The organism is Mesorhizobium sp. CA12, assembly GCF_020165255.1.
Lineage (GTDB): Bacteria > Pseudomonadota > Alphaproteobacteria > Rhizobiales > Rhizobiaceae > Mesorhizobium.
Genome location: NZ_JAIUHT010000025.1, coordinates 1 through 17711, shown reverse-complemented (window position 1 = coordinate 17711; position 17711 = coordinate 1). Strand labels below are relative to the sequence as shown.

12 protein-coding genes are annotated in these 17711 nt (G+C 64.6%); 5 read left to right on the top strand and 7 right to left on the bottom strand.

The window, feature by feature from the left end:
* Positions 1–171: 171 nt before the first annotated feature.
* From LB520_RS27590 to LB520_RS27575, 4 genes are all read right to left on the bottom strand, one after another.
* Positions 172–1197: a BMP family protein gene (locus tag LB520_RS27590; protein ID WP_224640033.1), complete on the bottom strand. Its 1026-nt coding sequence runs from the start codon at positions 1195–1197 to the stop codon at positions 172–174.
* Between the two features lie 322 nt (positions 1198–1519).
* On the bottom strand, positions 1520–3595 hold the full coding sequence (locus tag LB520_RS27585) for a 3-hydroxyacyl-CoA dehydrogenase NAD-binding domain-containing protein (protein WP_224640032.1): 2076 nt from the start codon (positions 3593–3595) through the stop codon (positions 1520–1522).
* Positions 3596–3697: 102 nt separating this feature from the next.
* Positions 3698–4288, bottom strand: a complete 591-nt coding sequence (locus LB520_RS27580; protein ID WP_224640031.1) for a hypothetical protein — start codon at positions 4286–4288, stop codon at positions 3698–3700.
* Between the two features lie 43 nt (positions 4289–4331).
* Positions 4332–4940 (bottom strand): TetR/AcrR family transcriptional regulator, encoded by a 609-nt coding sequence (locus tag LB520_RS27575; protein WP_224640030.1) that lies wholly within the window; start codon positions 4938–4940, stop codon positions 4332–4334.
* Between the two features lie 78 nt (positions 4941–5018).
* Between LB520_RS27575 and LB520_RS27570 the strand changes: the two genes are divergently transcribed.
* Together LB520_RS27570 and LB520_RS27565 are read left to right on the top strand one after the other, a co-directional pair.
* Positions 5019–6302: an MFS transporter gene (locus LB520_RS27570; RefSeq protein WP_224640029.1), complete on the top strand. Its 1284-nt coding sequence runs from the start codon at positions 5019–5021 to the stop codon at positions 6300–6302.
* Between the two features lie 259 nt (positions 6303–6561).
* Positions 6562–8136, top strand: a complete 1575-nt coding sequence (locus LB520_RS27565) for an alkaline phosphatase D family protein (RefSeq protein ID WP_224640028.1) — start codon at positions 6562–6564, stop codon at positions 8134–8136.
* Between the two features lie 233 nt (positions 8137–8369).
* Here LB520_RS27565 and LB520_RS27560 read toward each other — a convergent pair whose 3' ends face one another.
* Positions 8370–8657, bottom strand: coding sequence for a hypothetical protein (locus tag LB520_RS27560; RefSeq protein WP_224640027.1), 288 nt, complete (start codon positions 8655–8657; stop codon positions 8370–8372).
* Between the two features lie 194 nt (positions 8658–8851).
* Between LB520_RS27560 and typA the strand changes: the two genes are divergently transcribed.
* On the top strand, positions 8852–10681 hold the full coding sequence (typA, locus tag LB520_RS27555) for a translational GTPase TypA (RefSeq protein WP_224640026.1): 1830 nt from the start codon (positions 8852–8854) through the stop codon (positions 10679–10681).
* A gap of 367 nt (positions 10682–11048) precedes the next feature.
* Positions 11049–11660, top strand: a complete 612-nt coding sequence (locus LB520_RS27550; RefSeq protein WP_224602044.1) for a LysE family translocator — start codon at positions 11049–11051, stop codon at positions 11658–11660.
* 10 nt (positions 11661–11670) lie between these two features.
* Here the strand turns inward: LB520_RS27550 and LB520_RS27545 are convergent, their stop codons facing one another.
* Together LB520_RS27545 and LB520_RS27540 are read right to left on the bottom strand one after the other, a co-directional pair.
* Entirely contained in the window at positions 11671–11994 is a 324-nt protein-coding gene (locus LB520_RS27545; protein ID WP_095769764.1) for a YciI family protein, read from the bottom strand.
* Between the two features lie 160 nt (positions 11995–12154).
* Positions 12155–12718, bottom strand: a complete 564-nt coding sequence (locus LB520_RS27540; RefSeq protein WP_224640025.1) for a peroxidase-related enzyme — start codon at positions 12716–12718, stop codon at positions 12155–12157.
* A 128-nt stretch (positions 12719–12846) separates the two neighbouring features.
* Between LB520_RS27540 and LB520_RS27535 the strand changes: the two genes are divergently transcribed.
* On the top strand, positions 12847–17616 hold the full coding sequence (locus LB520_RS27535; RefSeq protein WP_224640024.1) for an NAD-glutamate dehydrogenase: 4770 nt from the start codon (positions 12847–12849) through the stop codon (positions 17614–17616).
* The last annotated feature ends 95 nt before the right edge of the window (positions 17617–17711 follow it).

The window sequence follows — 17711 nt, the reverse complement described above, 5'->3', positions numbered from 1 at the left end:
CCCTCTGGCCTGCCGACCATCTCCCCCTCAAGGGGGGAGATCAGATGTCACGGCGGCCTTCGCCAACTTTCAACGTTGAAAGCATCGAACACCGTCGACGGAACTGCCAATCTCCCCCCTTGAGGGGGAGATGTCCGGCAGGACAGAGAGGGGGCCGCGCCGCCCCTGGCGTCAATCCGAAACCGGCGTGTTCTCGTCGACGTCGACGCGGAAATTGCCTTCGAGGATCTCGGCCTTCTTCTTCTCGACCAGGTCCTTGACGTCCGCCGGCAGCGTCTTGTCGAATTTATGGAAGGGCGCCAGATACGAACCGCCCTTGGCCATGCGCGAGAAATCGCCATAGTCCTGCGCGGTGAAGACGCCGGCCTTGACCAGCTTGATCGCCTGCTCGACCGTCGGGTACATGTCCCACACCGGGCCGGTGATGACGGTATCCGGCCCGAGGCTGGACTGGTCGGACATGTTGGAGATGGCAAAAATCTTCTTCTCGACCGCCGCTTCGATGACGCCGAAGCGCTCGGCATAGATGACGTCGACGCCGGCATCAATCTGTGCCACGGCCGCTTCCTTGGCCTTGGGCGGATCGAAGAAAGAGCCGATGAAGGCAACCTTCTTCTTGATGTTCGGGTTGACCTCCTTGGCGCCGGCGAAGAAAGCGTTGACCAGCCGGTTGACCTCCGGAATGCCCATCGCCGCGACGGCGCCCACCGTGCCCGATTTCGACATCTTTCCGGCGATCATGCCGGAGAGATAGGCGGGCTCGTGAATCCAGTTGTCGAAGACACCGAAATTGGGCTCGGCCGGACCGGCGCCGGAGCCGAACAGCCACGCGGTCTTCGGGAATTGCTTGGCCGTGCGGCGCGACTCGCGCTCGGCGGCGAAGGCGTCGCCCAGCACCAGCTGGTACCCCCCTTGAGCATATTCGCGCATCACGCGGCTGAAGTCGGCGGTCTGCACCTTTTCCGACCATTTGTATTCGATGCCCAGCTCCTTCTCGGCCTTCTGCAGGGCGACGTGGATCTGGTTGTCCCACGGCTCCTCGATCGGCGTGGCGAAGATCGCCGCCACCTTCAGCTTCTTGTCCTTGGCGAAGGCCGCGCCGGGCAGCACGGTGGCCGCGAGGCCGAGCGCGCCGAGTTCCAGCACGTTGCGCCGCGACAGGCCGGCGCGTTGCGTTTTGCTACGTTCGTTTTCCATTGAAGTGCCCCTCTGTTCGACAGCCGTGTCGAGCCGGCCGTTCCAAAATGTCAGACACCCGGGACTATGGAACGGCGCCTGAGATTTGTCCACATGGTCAAATTTGGGTGTTGTCGCCTCCGCGTTCGTCATCCACGGGCGGAGCAAGGAGCGTAGCGACGCAGCGCAGACCCGAGGATCCATGCCGCGACGTCTGAGCGCGGCGACGGTGCAGAATAATCGACGGCTGTGCCATCGCTCGTTCTGCACCGTTGCATTCTTTGTCTGATGGAACGGCATGGATTCCAGGGTCTACGCTTCGCTTCGCCCTGGAATGACGAAGTTATGGGGCGCCGCCCGCACCTTCCCACGATCCCGTCTCGGCAAACCGCCTCAACGCCGGCGCCGGCTCGAAGATCGCCCGGCCGGTCTGCCGGTGCCAGAACTCCAGCCGCCTGACGATCTTCGTCGCACCTTCAAGCCCGGCCCAGAACATCGGCCCGCCCTTGCCGATCGGGAAGCCGTAGCCATTGACCCAGACGACGTCGATATCGGACGCGCGCGCGGCGATGCCTTCCTCAAGAATCCTCGCACCCTCGTTGACCAAGGGATAAAGCGTGCGTTCGAGAATCTCCTCGGCGCCGATCTCGCGCCGCGCAATTCCAAGCTCCGCCGCCTTCGCCCGGATCAGCGCCTCGACATCCGGATCGGCAATCGGCTCACGCGAGCCGGTCTCGTAACGATACCAGCCGCGCCCGGTCTTCTGGCCGAAATGGCCCTGCTCGCACATCGTATCGGCAATCACCGCCGTCTGGCTGCGGGCCTTGCGGTTGCGCCAGCCGATATCGAGGCCGGCGAGGTCGCCCATCTGGAACGGCCCCATCGGCCAGCCGAAATCGGTGAAGGCCTTATCGACCTGGCTTGGCGTCGCGCCTTCCAGCAACAGCGCCTCGTTCTCGGCGCCCCTTGCGGACAGCATGCGGTTGCCGACAAAACCGTGGCAGACGCCGACGACGACCGCGACCTTTCCGATGCGCCGCGCGAGGTCGGTGACCGTCGCCAGAACCTCAGGTGCGGTCTTTTCGGCGCGCACGATCTCAAGGAGCTTCATGACGTTTGCCGGCGAAAAGAAATGCATGCCGAGCACGTCTTGCGGCCGCGACGTAGAGGCGGCGATTTCGTTCACGTCGAGATAGGAGGTGTTGGTGGCGAGGATGGCGCCGGGCCTGGCGACCGCATCGAGCCTGCCGAACACGTCCTTCTTCACCGCCATGTCCTCGAACACGGCCTCGATGATCAAGTCGCAATCGGCGAGATCGGCGTAGTCGGTGCTGCCCTTGAATAGGCCGAGCCGCTGCTGCTTGGCCTCTTCCGTCAACGAGCCGCGACTGACGGAGACGGCATAGTTCTTCTCTATCGTCGCCAGGCCGCGGCGCAGCGCCGCTTCGCTCGTCTCAAGCAAGGTCACCGGCAGGCCGCCATTGGCGAAGGCCATCGCGATGCCGCCGCCCATCGTGCCGGCGCCGATCACGCCGACGCGCTCTATCCGGCGCTTCCGCAAATCCTTGCCCGGCACCTTCGCCGCCTCGCGCTCGGCGAAAAAAAGATGCCGCTGCGCGCGCGACTGGTCGCCGGAAACGAGTTTTTGGAAAAGCTCCCGCTCGGCCGCGAGCGCTGCGTCGAACGGCAAGGTGATCGCGTTGCGCACGGCTTCGGCGCAGGCCAGCGGCGCGTCCAGTCCGCGGGCTTTCTTGGCCAGATCGGCGGCTTGGCGGTCGAAGGCACCGAGGTCGGTTCCGGCAAGGCGGTCGTTGCGGTCACGCACCGGCACGAACGGTCCGCCTCGAGCAGCCATTTCGTGGGCGAAACGAACCGCCTCTGCCAAGAGATCGGTGTCGACAACCGCGTCGGCAAGAGCGGCGGCCTTCGCCTCGCGGGCCGAGATCGGGCTGCCCGAGACGATCATGCCGAGCGCTTTCGCGGCGCCGACCAGGCGTGGCAAACGCACGGTCCCGCCGCCACCCGGCAACAGGCCGAGCTTTACCTCCGGCAGGCCGAGCTTGGCGCCGGCGTCCGCGACGCGAAAATGGCAACCCAACGCCAGTTCCAGCCCGCCGCCGAGCGCCGTGCCATGGATGGCGGCCACCGTCGGCTTGGCGATGGTTTCCAGCAAGGCAACGATGGCGCGCAGTTCCGGTTGCTCGACCGGCTTGCCGAATTCGGTGATGTCGGCGCCGGCAACAAAGGTGCGGCCGGCGCAGGCGATGACGATCGTCCTCGCGGCGGGATCGTCGCGCAAAGCGGTGAGCGCCTCGTAAAGCGGCTTGCGGACATGAAAGCTCAGCGCATTGACCGGCGGGTTGTCGATGGTGACCACCGCCACGCCGTTCTCGTTCGTGACGCTGACAGAACTGGACAAGCGGAACCTCCCGAGACCGGCTGCAACCGCGCAAGGGTTTACTAGGCAGCGACCCGAATGGGAACCCGATCCGGCCCTGGCCCAATTGTTGGCGAGGCCCGGTTAGTTGTCCACGCGGCCGAAGGGCGGCACGTCGCCGATCACCTCGCGCTTGTCCTTGCCGCAGGCGAAGGTCTTTGCCTTTTCGTCGGCGAGCTTGCGCGCCTGGTCGTTGGCCTGCGGATTGCCAGTGGCTAATACCAGGCCGATCGTGCAGCCTTGATGCTCTTCCGGTTGCGCCACCTTGGCGACGACCAGCACATCGGTCGATTTCTTTTCGTCCTCAGGGTTGCTGACGGAGCGGCGGTGGATGGCGGCGAAGGGGATGACGACGTCGCCATTGGTCTCGATGCGCCATTCGACTTTCGGTCCGGAGCCGTTGAACGCGGTAAAACTCTCCCAGACCGCAGTCATGTCGTCGGACGGAAAGCCGTAATAGACGGATTCGCGCGCGTCGTCATAGCCGATCAGCACCGGATAGCCGCGGTAGCCGGAGCAGGCGAGGCTCGCCCAGTCGCCGTCGCCTTCCGCGGCCTGCGCATAGGTCACGCAGTCCTTCTTCGAGTCGAGCTCGGTATAGGCGCTGGAGATGTCGCCGGCCTGGGCCGCCTGGCAGAAACCGGCGAGGGCAAGCGGGACCAGAAGAGCGCGCATCGCTGACAACTCCGTTCGAGCTGCCCGAGCGTAACGTCAATCGCTATTTCTTCAAGCTGGCTTCGATCAAGAGATCGGCGTTGCGGGCAACCGCCGCCGCCGGTCCGCCAACGCCAAACAGCTGGCCGCTGATATAAGCGCCCTCGATGAGCAGCAGCAGTCCGTCGCCCAGCGTGTCGGGATCGGCGGCGCCCATTGCGGCGGCCATAGCGCGCAGGCGGCGGCGCAATTCGACCTTGTTATTCTCGCTCACCACCCGCGCGGGATGGCCGCGCTCGGGATATTCCACCGCAGCGTTGGTCATGCCGCAGCCGCGATAGTCCGGCTTTTGCGTGCGTTTGCCGACGCGGGCCAGGAAGGCGATGATCTGGGCGCGCGGATCGCCCGGATGCGCGTCGACGGCTTCGTCGAAGCGTTCCCAGAATTCGAGGTCGTATTTACGCAGATAGGAGGCGGCAAGCTCATCCTTGGATGGGAAGCTGCGGTACAGGCTCGGCTTTGTGACGCCGGCGCGCCTGACGATCTCGTCGACGCCGATCGCCCTTATGCCCTCGCGGTAAAAGAGGTCGCGCGCCACGTCCAGGATCTTATCCGCCGCCCTCGGAGCAGGGGGCTCGCTGATCGACGCTTCAATTTTATTGCCGGATGGCATTCAAACAACTCGCTTGACAATGTTACTGACCGGTACGTATGTATGGCTTCACTCCATTGCAACGTACCGGTCAGTAACATGATAATCCAGTCCCGTCCGTTTGGCCAGCGCTACGCATTCGTCGTCGTTGCCGTCATTTTCCTGTGCCTGCTGATCGCGGCCGGGCTCCGTTCGGCGCCCTCGGTGATAATGGTGCCGCTGGAGGAAAGCTTCGGCTGGCATCGCGACGTAACGTCCTGGGCCGCCAGCGTCGGCATCCTGCTCTACGGCTTGACCGGACCGTTCGCCGCCGCGCTGATGGAGCGCATCGGGTTGCGCCGCACGCTGCTCGGCTCCCTGCTGGTGATGTCGGGATCGACCGCGATCAGCCTGTTCATGACTGAGCCATGGCATCTCTTCATCACCTGGGGCGTGTTTTCCGGCATCGGTTCGGGCGCGGTGGCGAGCGTGCTCGGCGCCACCATCGTCAACCGCTGGTTCAAGACCAATCGCGGCTTGATGATGGGGCTGATGTCGGCCTCCAGCGCCACCGGCATGTTGGTGTTCCTGCCGCTCATCGCCTCGCTGGCGCAGAACGGCGGCTGGAAGCCGGTGGCGATTGCCGTGGCGCTGGCCACCGCCGCGCTGATACCCTTCGTCTTGCTGCTGGTGCCCGAGCGCCCCGCTTCGATCGGCCAGGTTCGTTATGGCGCCGATGCCGACGACGTGCCGCCGGTGTCGCCGGCATCGCAGGGCAATTTCCTGGCGCACACGCTGAACACGCTGCGCCGCGCGGCGGGCACGCGGGTGTTCTGGTACCTGTTCGCCACCTTCTTCGTCTGCGGCTTCACCACCAATGGCCTCGTCGGCACGCATCTCATCGCCTTCTGCGGCGATATGGGCATCGGCGAGGTGCAGGCAGCCGGGCTGTTGTCGATGATGGGCATTTTCGACCTGATCGGCACCACGCTCTCCGGCTGGCTCACCGACCGTTTCGATCCCCGCAAGCTGCTCGGCGTCTATTACGCGGTGCGCGGTCTGTCGCTGATCTACCTGCCCTATTCCGGCTTCTCGGCGACCAGCCTGGTCATCTTCGCCGTGCTTTACGGGCTCGACTGGATCGCCACCGTGCCGCCGACGCTGAGGCTTGCCAACGAGGCGTTCGGCGATCGCAGCGGACCGATCGTGTTCGGCTGGATCGTCGCCGGCCACCAGGTGGGCGCCGCGGCCGCCGCCGCCTTCGGCGGCACGATGCGCGAGCTGCAGGGCAATTACGAGCTGGCCTTCCTGATTGCGGGGATGACCGGCATCGCGGCGGCTTGTATCTCGCTCTTGATCAACACGAGCAGGCCGGCCTTCGGGCCGGAGCCGCAGGCGGCTTAGGCGCGACTTTCCCTTCTCCCCTTCTTGTGGGAGAAGGTGGCCGCGAAGCGGCCGGATGAGGGGTGCTCCAGGGAACACCGACGCCTCACTCCGCTGGAACACCCCTCATCCGTCTCGGCGCTATCGCGCCGATCCACCTTCTCCCACAAGGGGAGAAGGAAGATGTCGACTGTTATCAAAACTTCATGGTTCCGATATGCGCCTGAAACATTGAAGCGAGAGCTTGGCGGTCCCGCTCAATGCCATCCCGGAGACAGCCATGAACAAGCTTTCGCTCACCCGCCGCGCTTTCGTCACTTCGGCCAGCGCCTTCGGCCTTGTCGGCGCCTCCGGTCTGGCGCTGCCCTATTATTCCCGCGCCAGCCAGCGTCCGGCCTTCACGCATGGCGTCCAGTCCGGCGATGTCGACGCCACCTCGGGCATGGTCTGGACCCGCACCGATCGTCCGGCCCGTGTGATGTATGAAGTGTCGACGACCGAAAGCTTCGCCAATGCGACGCGGCTGGCGGCGCTCGATACCTCGCCGGCCAGCGATTACACGGTGAAGCGGCTGCTCACCGATCTCGCCTCGGACCAGGACATCTTCTACCGCATGGTGGCTGCCGATCTTTCCGACATCAATGCCGTGTCCGAGCCGATCGTCGGCCGTTTCCGTACCGCGCCGTCGTCCAAGCGCGACGTGCGCTTCGCCTGGTCGGGCGACACCGCCGGCCAGGGCTGGGGCATCGACGAGACCGGCATGAAGACCTATTCGACCATCGCTAAGCACACGCCGGACTTCTTCCTGCATTCCGGCGACACCATCTATGCCGACGGCGCCCTGAAGGACGAAGTCGACCTGCCCGGCGGCGGCAAGTGGAAGAACGTCGTCATGATCGACGGCAAGCGCAAAGTGGCCGAGACGCTGGACGAGTACCGCGACCAGTGGAAATACAACATGATGGACAAGCATGTGCTTGGCCTGTCGGCCATCTGCCCGACCTTCTACCAGTGGGACGACCACGAGGTGCTCAACAATTGGTCGGATTCGAAGGACCTGACCGCCGACGACCGCTACAAGGAAAAGTCGATCCATGTGCTGGCGGCCAGGGCGGCTCGCGCCTTCCATGAAATGACGACCATCCGCTACGAGCCGTCGGAGCCGGGCCGCGTCTACCGCAAGGTCTCGCATGGGCCGTTGCTCGACGTGTTCTTCCTCGACATGCGTTCCTATCGCGGCCCGAACGGCCCCGACATGGAAGAGACGCTGACGCCGAAGTCGCGCATGATCGGCGAGGAGCAGTCCAAGTGGCTGAAGCGCGAGCTGGCGAATTCCAAGGCAACGTGGAAGGTCATCGCCGCCGACATGCCGCTTGGCCTGGTCGTCTGGAACGACGCGGCGAAGAAGGCCGGGGCCGAGGCGGTCGCCAACGGCGACAATGGCGCGCCGAAAGGCCGCGAGCTCGAATTCGCCGACGTGCTGCGCTTCATCAAGAATGCCGGCATCACCAACACGGTGTGGCTGACCGCCGACGTCCACTACACCGCGGCGCATTACTACAATCCCGACAAGGCGCAGTTCCAGGATTTCAATCCGTTCTGGGAATTCGTCTCCGGCCCGATCCACGCCGGCACCTTCGGCCCCAACGATCTCGACATGACCTTCGGGCCGGAGTTGAAGTTCATCAAGGCGCCAACCGCCGAACAGGGCCAGAACCTGCCGCCGTCGGCCGGGCTGCAGTTCTTCGGTCTGGTCGACATTTCCGGCGCAACGGAACAGCTCACCGTACGGCTGATGGATCGCGACGACAATGAGCTTTACAAGGTTACGCTCGATCCGGTGCGGTCCGCGTAAGGTCCTGGAGAAAATTGGTAAGGTTGGCGGGACAGCGCCCCCCTCTGCCCTACCGGGCATCTCCCCCACAAGGGGGGAGATTGGCCGTCACCTCGACCTTCGCCAATCTCCAACGTTGCAGGAATGAGCGAGGCGCCGAAGCTGCTAATCTCCCCCTTGTGGGGGAGATGGCCGGCAGGCCAGAGGGGGGCGCGAAGGATCGCGACGTTAGCCGCGTTATGGCAAAGGCGAAATCAATCCGGATAGCAAGCCCGGGGAACGTTGGGCCAGACCGCGGTGTCGCAGTTGGCATCCTTCTGGCGCTGCTTGAAGGCGGCGCTGACCGGGCCGGTGACGATCGGGTCGACGCCGTCGGGGGCGTCGGCGAACATCTGCTGCGCGGTCCTGGCGTCGGGCGGTACGATCGGGTCGGCTTGCCGAAGCGTCGCCGCCGACTGCGCGGCACCGGCAGCGACGAGCATTCCAAGCGCCGCCCACGCAAAAACCGGACGCAATCTGGACATAGGATCGGTCATGAACATCGAACTGTCCGGCCCCTCAAAGGTTCCGCCTTGGTTAACGGAATCATTTCACACCAAGACGTTTAAGAATCAGTGACCATGTATTTGGGGTCGGGCCTCCCCTTTCGCAATTGCGAAAAACCTTGTATGAGCCGCGCAACCGAAAAAGGCGGCGCCTCTGGGCCTGCTGCCTGCAACGCTCCCGAGACCAGACAATGAACCTCCGCAATATCGCGATCATCGCGCATGTCGACCATGGCAAGACCACCCTCGTCGACCAACTCCTGAAACAGTCCGGCGCCTTCCGCGACAACCAGCGCGTCGCCGAGCGCGCCATGGATTCCAACGACCTCGAAAAGGAACGCGGCATCACCATCCTGGCCAAGGCGACCTCGGTTGACTGGCATGGCACCCGCATCAACATCGTCGACACGCCCGGACACGCCGATTTCGGCGGCGAGGTCGAGCGCATCCTGTCGATGGTGGATTCGGCGATCGTGCTCGTCGACGCCGCCGAAGGGCCGATGCCACAGACCAAATTCGTTGTCGGCAAGGCGCTCAAGGTCGGCTTGCGCCCCATCGTCGTCATCAACAAGATCGACCGTCCGGATGCCCGCCATATCGAAGTGGTCAACGAGGTGTTCGACCTGTTCGCCGCGCTCGACGCCACCGACGAGCAGCTCGATTTCCCGATCCTCTATGGTTCGGGCCGCGACGGCTGGGTTTCGGAAAATCCGGAAGGCCCGAAAGACCAGGGTCTCGCACCGCTGTTCGACCTGGTCGTCAAGCATGTGCCCGCACCTACGGTGCATCCCGGCCCGTTCCGCATGATCGGCACCATCCTCGAGGCCAATCCGTTCCTTGGCCGCATCATCACGGGCCGCATCGAGTCCGGCACGCTGAAGGCCAACCAGGCGGTCAAGGTGCTGCACCATGACGGCACGCAGATCGAGACCGGCCGCATTTCGAAGATCCTCGCCTTCCGCGGCCTCGAGCGCCAGCCGATCGACGAGGCCCAGGCGGGCGACATCGTGGCCATCGCCGGCCTGTCGAAAGGCACCGTCGCCGACACCTTCTGCGATCCGGCGGTGAGCGAGCCGCTGCATGCGCAGCCGATCGACCCGCCGACCGTGACCATGTCCTTCCTCGTCAACGACTCGCCGCTTGCCGGCACCGAGGGCGACAAGGTGACCAGCCGCGTCATCCGCGACCGGCTGCTGCGCGAGGCCGAGGGCAATGTCGCGCTCAAGATCGAGGAATCGGCCGAGAAGGATTCCTTCTTCGTGTCCGGCCGCGGCGAATTGCAGCTCGCCGTGCTGATTGAGACGATGCGCCGCGAAGGTTTCGAGCTTGCCGTGTCGCGTCCGCGCGTCGTCATGCAGAAGGGCGACGACGGCCAGCTGCTGGAGCCGGTCGAGGAAGTCGTCATCGACGTCGACGAGGAGCATGCCGGCGTCGTCGTGCAGAAGATGTCGGAACGCAAGGCCGAGATGGTCGAGCTGCGTCCGTCCGGCGGCAACCGCCAGCGCCTGGTCTTCCACGCGCCGACGCGCGGCCTGATCGGCTATCAGTCCGAATTGTTGACCGACACGCGCGGCACCGCCGTGATGAACCGGCTGTTCTTTGCCTATGAGCCGTATAAGGGCGAGCTGCCCGGCCGCACCAATGGCGTGCTGATCTCCAACGAGCAGGGCGAATCGGTCGCCTATGCGATGTGGAACCTGGAAGACCGCGGCCCGATGATCATCGATCCGGGCGTCAAGGTCTACCAGGGCATGATCATCGGCGTCCATTCGCGCGACAACGACCTCGAAGTGAACGTGCTCAAAGGCAAGAAGCTCACCAACATCCGCGCCGCCGGCAAGGACGAAGCGGTGAAGCTGACGCCGCCGATCCGCATGACCTTGGAGCGCGCGCTGGCCTGGATCCAGGACGACGAGCTAGTCGAGGTGACGCCGAAGACCATCCGCCTGCGCAAGCTCCATCTCGACCCGAACGAGCGCAAGCGTTTCGAGAAGGCCGCCAAGGTGATGGGCGCGGCGTAAGGTTCCACGGAAAGTTCGAAAGAGAGAGCGGGTGCTCCCTCTTTTGTTTCCGCGGCAGGCGACTGCTTCGTTTCAATTTAGGCGTCGGCGCTGCCCCTTATCCGCCTGCCGGCACCTTCTCCCCGTGAACGGGGAGAAGGGAATCTCGCGCGGACTCCGGCGCTCTTTCTGCAACGCTGGTGATTGGCGAATCGTCGGCGCCATGTCCCTTCGCCCCGTTCAACGGGGAGAAGATGGCGGCAGCCAGATGATGGGCGGCGCCGGCGCTGGCAGTTGTTGTCGCCTTGATCAACGTTCGCGCCTTGTTGGGCGTGCCAAATCTAGTACGATCGGCTATCGTTCTTTATCTCTTATAGGGAGCGACCCCATGCATCTCGCCTCGTTGCTGATCTTCGCCGCCGCGCTCTTCGTTGCCGCCGGCTCGCCCGGCCCGTCGATCGCGGCCTTGGTGGCGCGGGTGATCTCGAAAGGGTTCCGCGACGTCTTTCCCTTCCTGCTGGCGATGTGGATCGGCGAGGCCATCTGGCTTTCGCTGGCGGTGTTCGGGCTCGCCGTCGTGGCGCAGACCTTCCATTACGCCTTCGTCGTCGTGAAATGGGTGGGTGTCGCCTACCTTGCTTATCTCGCGTTCAAGATGTGGACGGCGCCGGTCGAGGCGAAGGAGGGCGAGATGCCGCGCGAGGACTCGCCCCTGAAACTTTTCCTTGCCGGCATGGCGGTGACGCTCGGCAATCCCAAGATCATGATGTTCTATCTGGCGCTGCTGCCGACCATCATCGATCTTGCCTCGGTCAGCGTTGTCGGCTGGGTCGAGCTGACGCTGACCATGGCGCTCGTGTTGATCGTCATCGATCTCGCCTGGGTGTTGGCCGCCTCCCAGGCGCGCCGGCTGCTGAAGAGCAAGCGCGCCATGAAGATCGCCAACCGCGTCAGCGCTACGACGATGGCGGGCGCCGCCGCCGCTATCGCCGCGCGATAGAGCGCCGGCCTCACATCATTTCAATGATCGGCGCGATCTCGACGGTAAAAGCCGGGTCCATCAGGATCGGGCAGTCCTTGGCTTTGGCGACGGCATCGTCGATATCCTTGGCTTCGACGATGGTGTAGCCGGCGGTCGGATTGCTGCCGCCATTGTTCTCGATCTTGCCGCCGGGCAGCACCGTCTTCGACATGCCAACCGGATTGCCGCCGTCGACCACGGCCGAGCCGAGCTTGTCGTACCAGCCCGTCCAGGCATCCATAGCCGCTTTGCGTTCGGCGTCGTCGGTCGGCATCTTGCCGGAACCGTGATAGACATAGAGAAATTTCGCCATGTTCTCCTCCCTTGTCGGCGGCGTCGAACCGGCATGCGGCCACGCCGCTTGCGATATGCAGTGATGCTGCAATCCGATATGCGGCCTTGCCGCAATCCTGATCATCGGACCAAAACGAAAAACAGGCAATCGATGTTAAGTTGAGTCTACTGTAACGAGCTCACCTTGCCATGGCGTGGTATTCGGGGTTGGGCCGCATGTCGACTGCTGCTGCCACCCGGTTCGACATGTTGAAGAAGGCGGCGGTCGAGGCGATGTCCCAGATGTCGTGGTCGGTGAAGCCGGCCTGGCGCAAGGCGGCGCGATCGGCCTCGACGATTTTAGCCGGCTCCTCGGTCAGCTTCACAGCGAATTCGAGCATGGCGCGCTGCCGGTCCGACAGATCGGCGGCGCGAAAATTCATCACCATCATCTCTCCGAAGGCCGGTTCGCCCGACAGCTGGCGCACCGCCGCGCCATGCGCGGTCAGGCAATAGAAGCAGTGGTTGATCGAGGAGACGACCACGGCGATCATCTCGCGCTCCAGCTTCGACAAGTCGGACTCGCCCAGCATCAGGTCGTTATACATGTCAGTGAAGGCGCGCAGCTTCTTCTCGTCGAAGGCGTAGGCGAGAAGCACGTTGGGCACGAGGCCGAGCTTCTCCCGGCATTTGGCGAAATAGGCTTTCATCGTCTCGCCGAGCTCCGCATGGACAAGGTCGAGCGCGGTTACTTTGCCGGTCATGGTTGTTCTCCTCGCGGGGCGATGGCGTCAGTTGGAATTTTTTTAAGCGCCGTCAAACCTTTGTCGCCAAACGGCGGTCATCTGGCTACCATAGTCGCAAAAGCATATAACGGGAGGGACTAAGCGTCATGGCCAGCGTGAAATCCAAGCCGAAGAGGAAAGCCGCCGCCGCGAAAGCGGAGGAGAAACCCGCAAGGCTTGCCGACTATCTGCTGGCGCGGGCGCCCGCCGAGGACATCGCAGCCTATGACGTGGCCGACCTCGAGCGCGCCGGCGAGCTCGCCGCCCAAGCAGTCGCCAGCCACAGGAAGGGCGAAAGCGTCGTTGCCGTCGAAGCCGATTCGGGCGTTGCCTGCGACGGCCGGCCGGTTACGGTCATCACCGTCGTCAACGACAACATGCCGTTCCTGTTCGATTCCATCCTCGGCGAAATCACCGAGACAAGCGGTGAGCCGACCTTGGTCACCCATCCGATCGTCACCGTCCGCCACGGCAAGACCGGTGTGGTCGAGGTGCTTGGCGACGGCGGCAAGGAGGATGACGACCGGCTGAGCGTCGTCCATGTGCATATCCCGCGGCTGACCGCCGAGCAGGCCAAGAGCCTCACCGGGCGGCTGCACAAGGTGCTTTCGCAGGTCCGGGCGGCCGTCGTCGACTGGAAGCGGATGCTCGCCCGCCTCGACCAGGCGATTTCCGAATTCCGCTATTCGGCGGTGCCGCTCGACAAGAAGAGCGTCGCCGAGGCGATTGCCTTCCTCGAATGGCTGCGCGACGACAATTTCACCTTCCTCGGCATGCGCGAGTTCAAATATACCGGCGGCGAGGAAAGCGGCTCGCTGGAGCGCGCCGACAAACCCGGCCTGGGCATCCTGTCGGATCCGGATGTGCTGGTGTTGAGGCGCGGCACCGAGGCGGTGACGACGACGCCGGAAATCCGCGCCTTCCTGCACGGGCCGGAGCCGCTGATCGTCACCAAGGCCAATGCCAAGTCGTCGGTGCATCGCCGCATCTATCTCGATTACATCGGCATCAAGACCTACACGTCGAAGGGGGCGCTCGCGGGCGAGCTGCGCATCGTCGGCCTGTTCACCTCGACCGCCTACACGCGCTCGGTGATGAAGATCCCCTATCTGCGCTCAAAGGCCGAGACCGTGATCTCGAAATCCGGTTTCGATCCGCACGATCATTCCGGCAAGGCGCTGATCAACATCCTGGAAAGCTATCCGCGCGACGAGCTGTTCCAGGTTCCCATTCCCATCTTGCGCAAGCACGCCAGCGCCATACTCGGGCTGATCGAGCGGCCGCGCGTGCGGGCGCTGGTGCGCGTCGACCAGTTCGACCGCTTCGTCTCGATCATCGTCTTCGTGCCGCGCGACCGCTACGACAGCGTCGTGCGCGAGAAGGTCGGCACCTATCTCAAGACGGTGTTCGAGGGCCGGCTGTCGGCCTATTACCCGGCCTTCCCGGAAGGCGGGCTGGCGCGCGTGCATTTCATCATAGGCCGTTCCGGCGGCAAGACGCCTAAGGTCGAGCAGTCGACGATCGAGGCGGCGATCCGCGACATCGTGCGCACTTGGGAGGACGCGCTCGCCGAAGCCGCGGAAGCCGCCGGCAGCGATCCGGCGCTGAAGGCGATCGCAGCGCGTTTCCCCGAAAGCTATCGCGATAGCTTCTCGGCCGCCGTGGCGCTGGCCGATGCCGGCCGCATCGCGAAGATCGGGGCCGACAATCCGATCGCCATCGACTATTACCGCCATGCCGACCAGAAGCCGCACCAGGCGGCTTTGAAGATCTACCATTTCGGCAGCCCTGTCGCGCTGTCGCGGCGCGTGCCGGTGCTCGAAAATATCGGCTTCCGCGTCATCAGCGAGCGCACCTTCGAGGTCGCCGACACCGGCTCCGGCAAAGTCTTCATCCACGACATGGAGCTGGAGAACAGCTATGGCGCGCGTATAGACATCTCCGATGGCGGCGCGTTGTTCGAAGACGCCTTCCTGTCGGTCTGGCGCGGCGATGTCGACAATGACAGCTATAACGGCCTGGCCCAGACCGCCGGCCTGTGGTCGGGCGAAATCGCTATCCTGCGCGCCTATGGCCGCTATCTGCAGCAGGCCGGCATTCCGCAGAGTCAGGATTTCATCGCCGCCGCGCTCAATCGTTATCCCGAGATCGCGCGCGGCCTGCACGCGCTGTTCGTCGCCCGGCTCGGTCCGGCGGCCGAAGGCGACGGCGCGGTGGCGGCCAAGCACCTCAAGGCCAAGATCAAGGACGCGCTGGAGGAGGTGCCCAATATCGACGACGACACCATCATCCGCCGCTATCTCAACCTCATCGAAGCCTCGTTACGCACCAATCATTTCGTAACCGATACGAAACAGAAAGGGCAGTCGCTGGCGATCAAGCTCGATTCGCAGGCTGTCGAGGGACTGCCGGCGCCGCGGCCATGGCGCGAGATCTTCGTCTACGGCTCCGAGGTGGAAGGCGTGCATCTGCGCTTCGGCCCGGTGGCGCGTGGCGGCCTGCGCTGGTCGGACCGCGCCCAGGATTACCGCACCGAGGTGCTGGGGTTGGTCAAGGCGCAGCAGGTCAAGAACGCCGTCATCGTGCCGGTCGGCGCCAAGGGCGGCTTCTATCCCAAGAAGCTGCCGATGAGCGCCGGGCGCGATGCCATCTTCGAAGCAGGCACCTCGGCCTACAAGAACTTCGTCTCCAGCCTGCTTTCGATCACCGACAATATCGGCGTCGACGGCGTCATCCCGCCGGCCGGTGTGGTACGGCGCGACCAGGACGATCCCTATTTCGTCGTCGCCGCCGACAAGGGCACGGCGACCTTCTCCGACACCGCCAACGCGATTTCCGAGAAGCATCATTTCTGGCTGGACGACGCCTTCGCCAGCGGCGGCTCGGCCGGCTATGACCACAAGAAGATGGGCATCACCGCCAAGGGCGCCTGGGAAGCGGTGAAGCGGCATTTCCGCGAGATGAACCGCGACATCCAGACCTCGCCCTTCACCGTCGTCGGCGTCGGCGACATGTCGGGCGACGTGTTCGGCAACGGCATGCTGCTCTCGCCGGCCACCAGGCTGATCGCCGCCTTCGACCATCGCGACATCTTCATCGATCCCGATCCGGACATGGCCGCCTCGATGGCCGAGCGCCAGCGCATGTTCGCGCTGCCGCGCTCGTCCTGGCAGGACTACGACAAGTCGAAGCTGTCGGAAGGCGGCGTCATCGTCTCGCGCAACCAGAAATCGATCACGCTGCCGCAAGCGGCGGCCGCCGCTATCGGCCTCGCCAAGACCACGGCTACACCGGTCGAGATCATGAACGCCATCCTCAAAGCGCCGGTCGACCTTTTGTGGTTCGGCGGCATCGGCACCTATGTGCGGGCTTCAGGCGAAAGCAACGCCGATGTTGGCGACCGCGCCAACGACGCCGTCCGCGTCACGGCGCTCGACGTCCGGGCCAAAGTCATCGGCGAGGGCGCCAATCTCGGCGTCACGCAACGGGCGCGCATCGAGTTCGGCATGAATGGCGGCCGCTGCAACTCGGACGCCATCGACAATTCGGGCGGCGTCAACTGCTCCGACGTCGAGGTCAACATCAAGATCGCGCTGGCGTCGGCGATGCGCAAAGGCTCGCTGGCGAGGCCGGCGCGCAACAAGCTGCTCGCCGAGATGACCGACGAAGTGGGCGCGCTGGTGCTCGCCAACAACTATCAGCAGACGCTGGCGCTTTCGTTGGCGCGCAAGCGCGGGCTCGCCGACATCGCGCACCAGGCGCGCTTCATGTCGGCGCTGGAAGCGCGCGGCCTGCTCGACCGGGCGGTCGAGACGCTGCCTTCGCCGGCGGCGCTTGCCGAACGCGAGGCGCGCGGCGAGCCGCTGACCAGGGCCGAGCTCGGCGTGCTGCTCGCCTATGCCAAGATCGTGCTGTTCTCCGATATCGTCGCCAGCGACGTGCCGGACGATCAGCATTTCGATCGCGATCTGATGGGTTATTTCCCGGAACGCATGGCGAGGAAATTCGCCGATGAGATCCGCGAACACCGGCTGCGGCGCGAGATCATCGCGCGCGTACTCGCCAACGACCTTGTCAATCGCGGCGGACCGTCCTTCGTCAACCGGCTGCAGGAAGCCACGGGCCGCACGGCGGCCGATGTGGTGCGCATCTTCGCCATGGTCCGCGACGGCTTCGCGCTGCCCGCGCTCTATCGCGAGATCGACGCGCTCGACAACCATATCGACGGGCAGGTCCAGCTCGATCTCTATCAAGCGATCAGCCGGCTTATCTTTGTGACCAGCGGCTGGTACCTGAAGCACGAAGCCGGCTCCGCGCCGCTTGGCCAGCGCATCGCCGAATTGCAGGAGGCGCGCAAGGCGCTCGAGCCGAAGCTTCTCTCGCTGCTGCCGGCCTTCTCGCGTGAGCGCGTTGAGGAGCGGCGGCACGGCCTGTCCAAGAGCGGCACGCCGGAAAAGCTCGCCGGGCAGCTCGCTCTGGCCGAAGTGGCCGAGCTGATCCCCGACGTCGCGCTCACCGCGCGCACGGCCAATGCCGACATCGTCAGCGCGGCCAAGGCCTTCTTCGCCGTCAGCGATGCCTTCCGCATCCCACGCGTCGAGGAAGCCGCGCGCTCGATCATGCCGCCGGACTATTACGACCAGCTGGCGCTGTCGCGCGCGGCCGACACGATCGGCGTGGCGCGGCGCGGCATCGCGGTGGCGGCGCTCACCGCGCACGGCACGGCGGCGGATCCGGTCGCGGCTTGGCTGGAAGCCGGCGGCGACCGCGTCGCGCGCATCCGCGAGCGGCTGCAGGCGCTGACCGAAGGCGGCGACATCACCGTGTCGCGGCTGTCGGTGGCATCGGGCCTGATGAGCGACCTGACGGGGATGTGAAGTTCCTCGCCCCTGCCAAAGCGGCTGGCCTTTGGCGATAGCGTGCATGGCAGCTTGGCGCATGCATTGTCCTATGTAGCGCTGGTCGACCCCCA

What these genes read in the sequence shown, in the direction of transcription:
- LB520_RS27590 (WP_224640033.1), bottom strand. Translation starts at nt 1,197, where the DNA reads ATGGAAAACGAACGTAGCAAAACGCAACGCGCCGGCCTGTCGCGGCGC.
- LB520_RS27580 (WP_224640031.1), bottom strand. Translation starts at nt 4,288, where the DNA reads ATGCGCGCTCTTCTGGTCCCGCTTGCCCTCGCCGGTTTCTGCCAGGCG.
- LB520_RS27575 (WP_224640030.1), bottom strand. Translation starts at nt 4,940, where the DNA reads ATGCCATCCGGCAATAAAATTGAAGCGTCGATCAGCGAGCCCCCTGCT.
- LB520_RS27570 (WP_224640029.1), top strand. Translation starts at nt 5,019, where the DNA reads ATGATAATCCAGTCCCGTCCGTTTGGCCAGCGCTACGCATTCGTCGTC.
- LB520_RS27565 (WP_224640028.1), top strand. Translation starts at nt 6,562, where the DNA reads ATGAACAAGCTTTCGCTCACCCGCCGCGCTTTCGTCACTTCGGCCAGC.
- LB520_RS27560 (WP_224640027.1), bottom strand. Translation starts at nt 8,657, where the DNA reads ATGTTCATGACCGATCCTATGTCCAGATTGCGTCCGGTTTTTGCGTGG.
- typA (WP_224640026.1), top strand. Translation starts at nt 8,852, where the DNA reads ATGAACCTCCGCAATATCGCGATCATCGCGCATGTCGACCATGGCAAG.
- LB520_RS27550 (WP_224602044.1), top strand. Translation starts at nt 11,049, where the DNA reads ATGCATCTCGCCTCGTTGCTGATCTTCGCCGCCGCGCTCTTCGTTGCC.
- LB520_RS27545 (WP_095769764.1), bottom strand. Translation starts at nt 11,994, where the DNA reads ATGGCGAAATTTCTCTATGTCTATCACGGTTCCGGCAAGATGCCGACC.
- LB520_RS27540 (WP_224640025.1), bottom strand. Translation starts at nt 12,718, where the DNA reads ATGACCGGCAAAGTAACCGCGCTCGACCTTGTCCATGCGGAGCTCGGC.
- LB520_RS27535 (WP_224640024.1), top strand. Translation starts at nt 12,847, where the DNA reads ATGGCCAGCGTGAAATCCAAGCCGAAGAGGAAAGCCGCCGCCGCGAAA.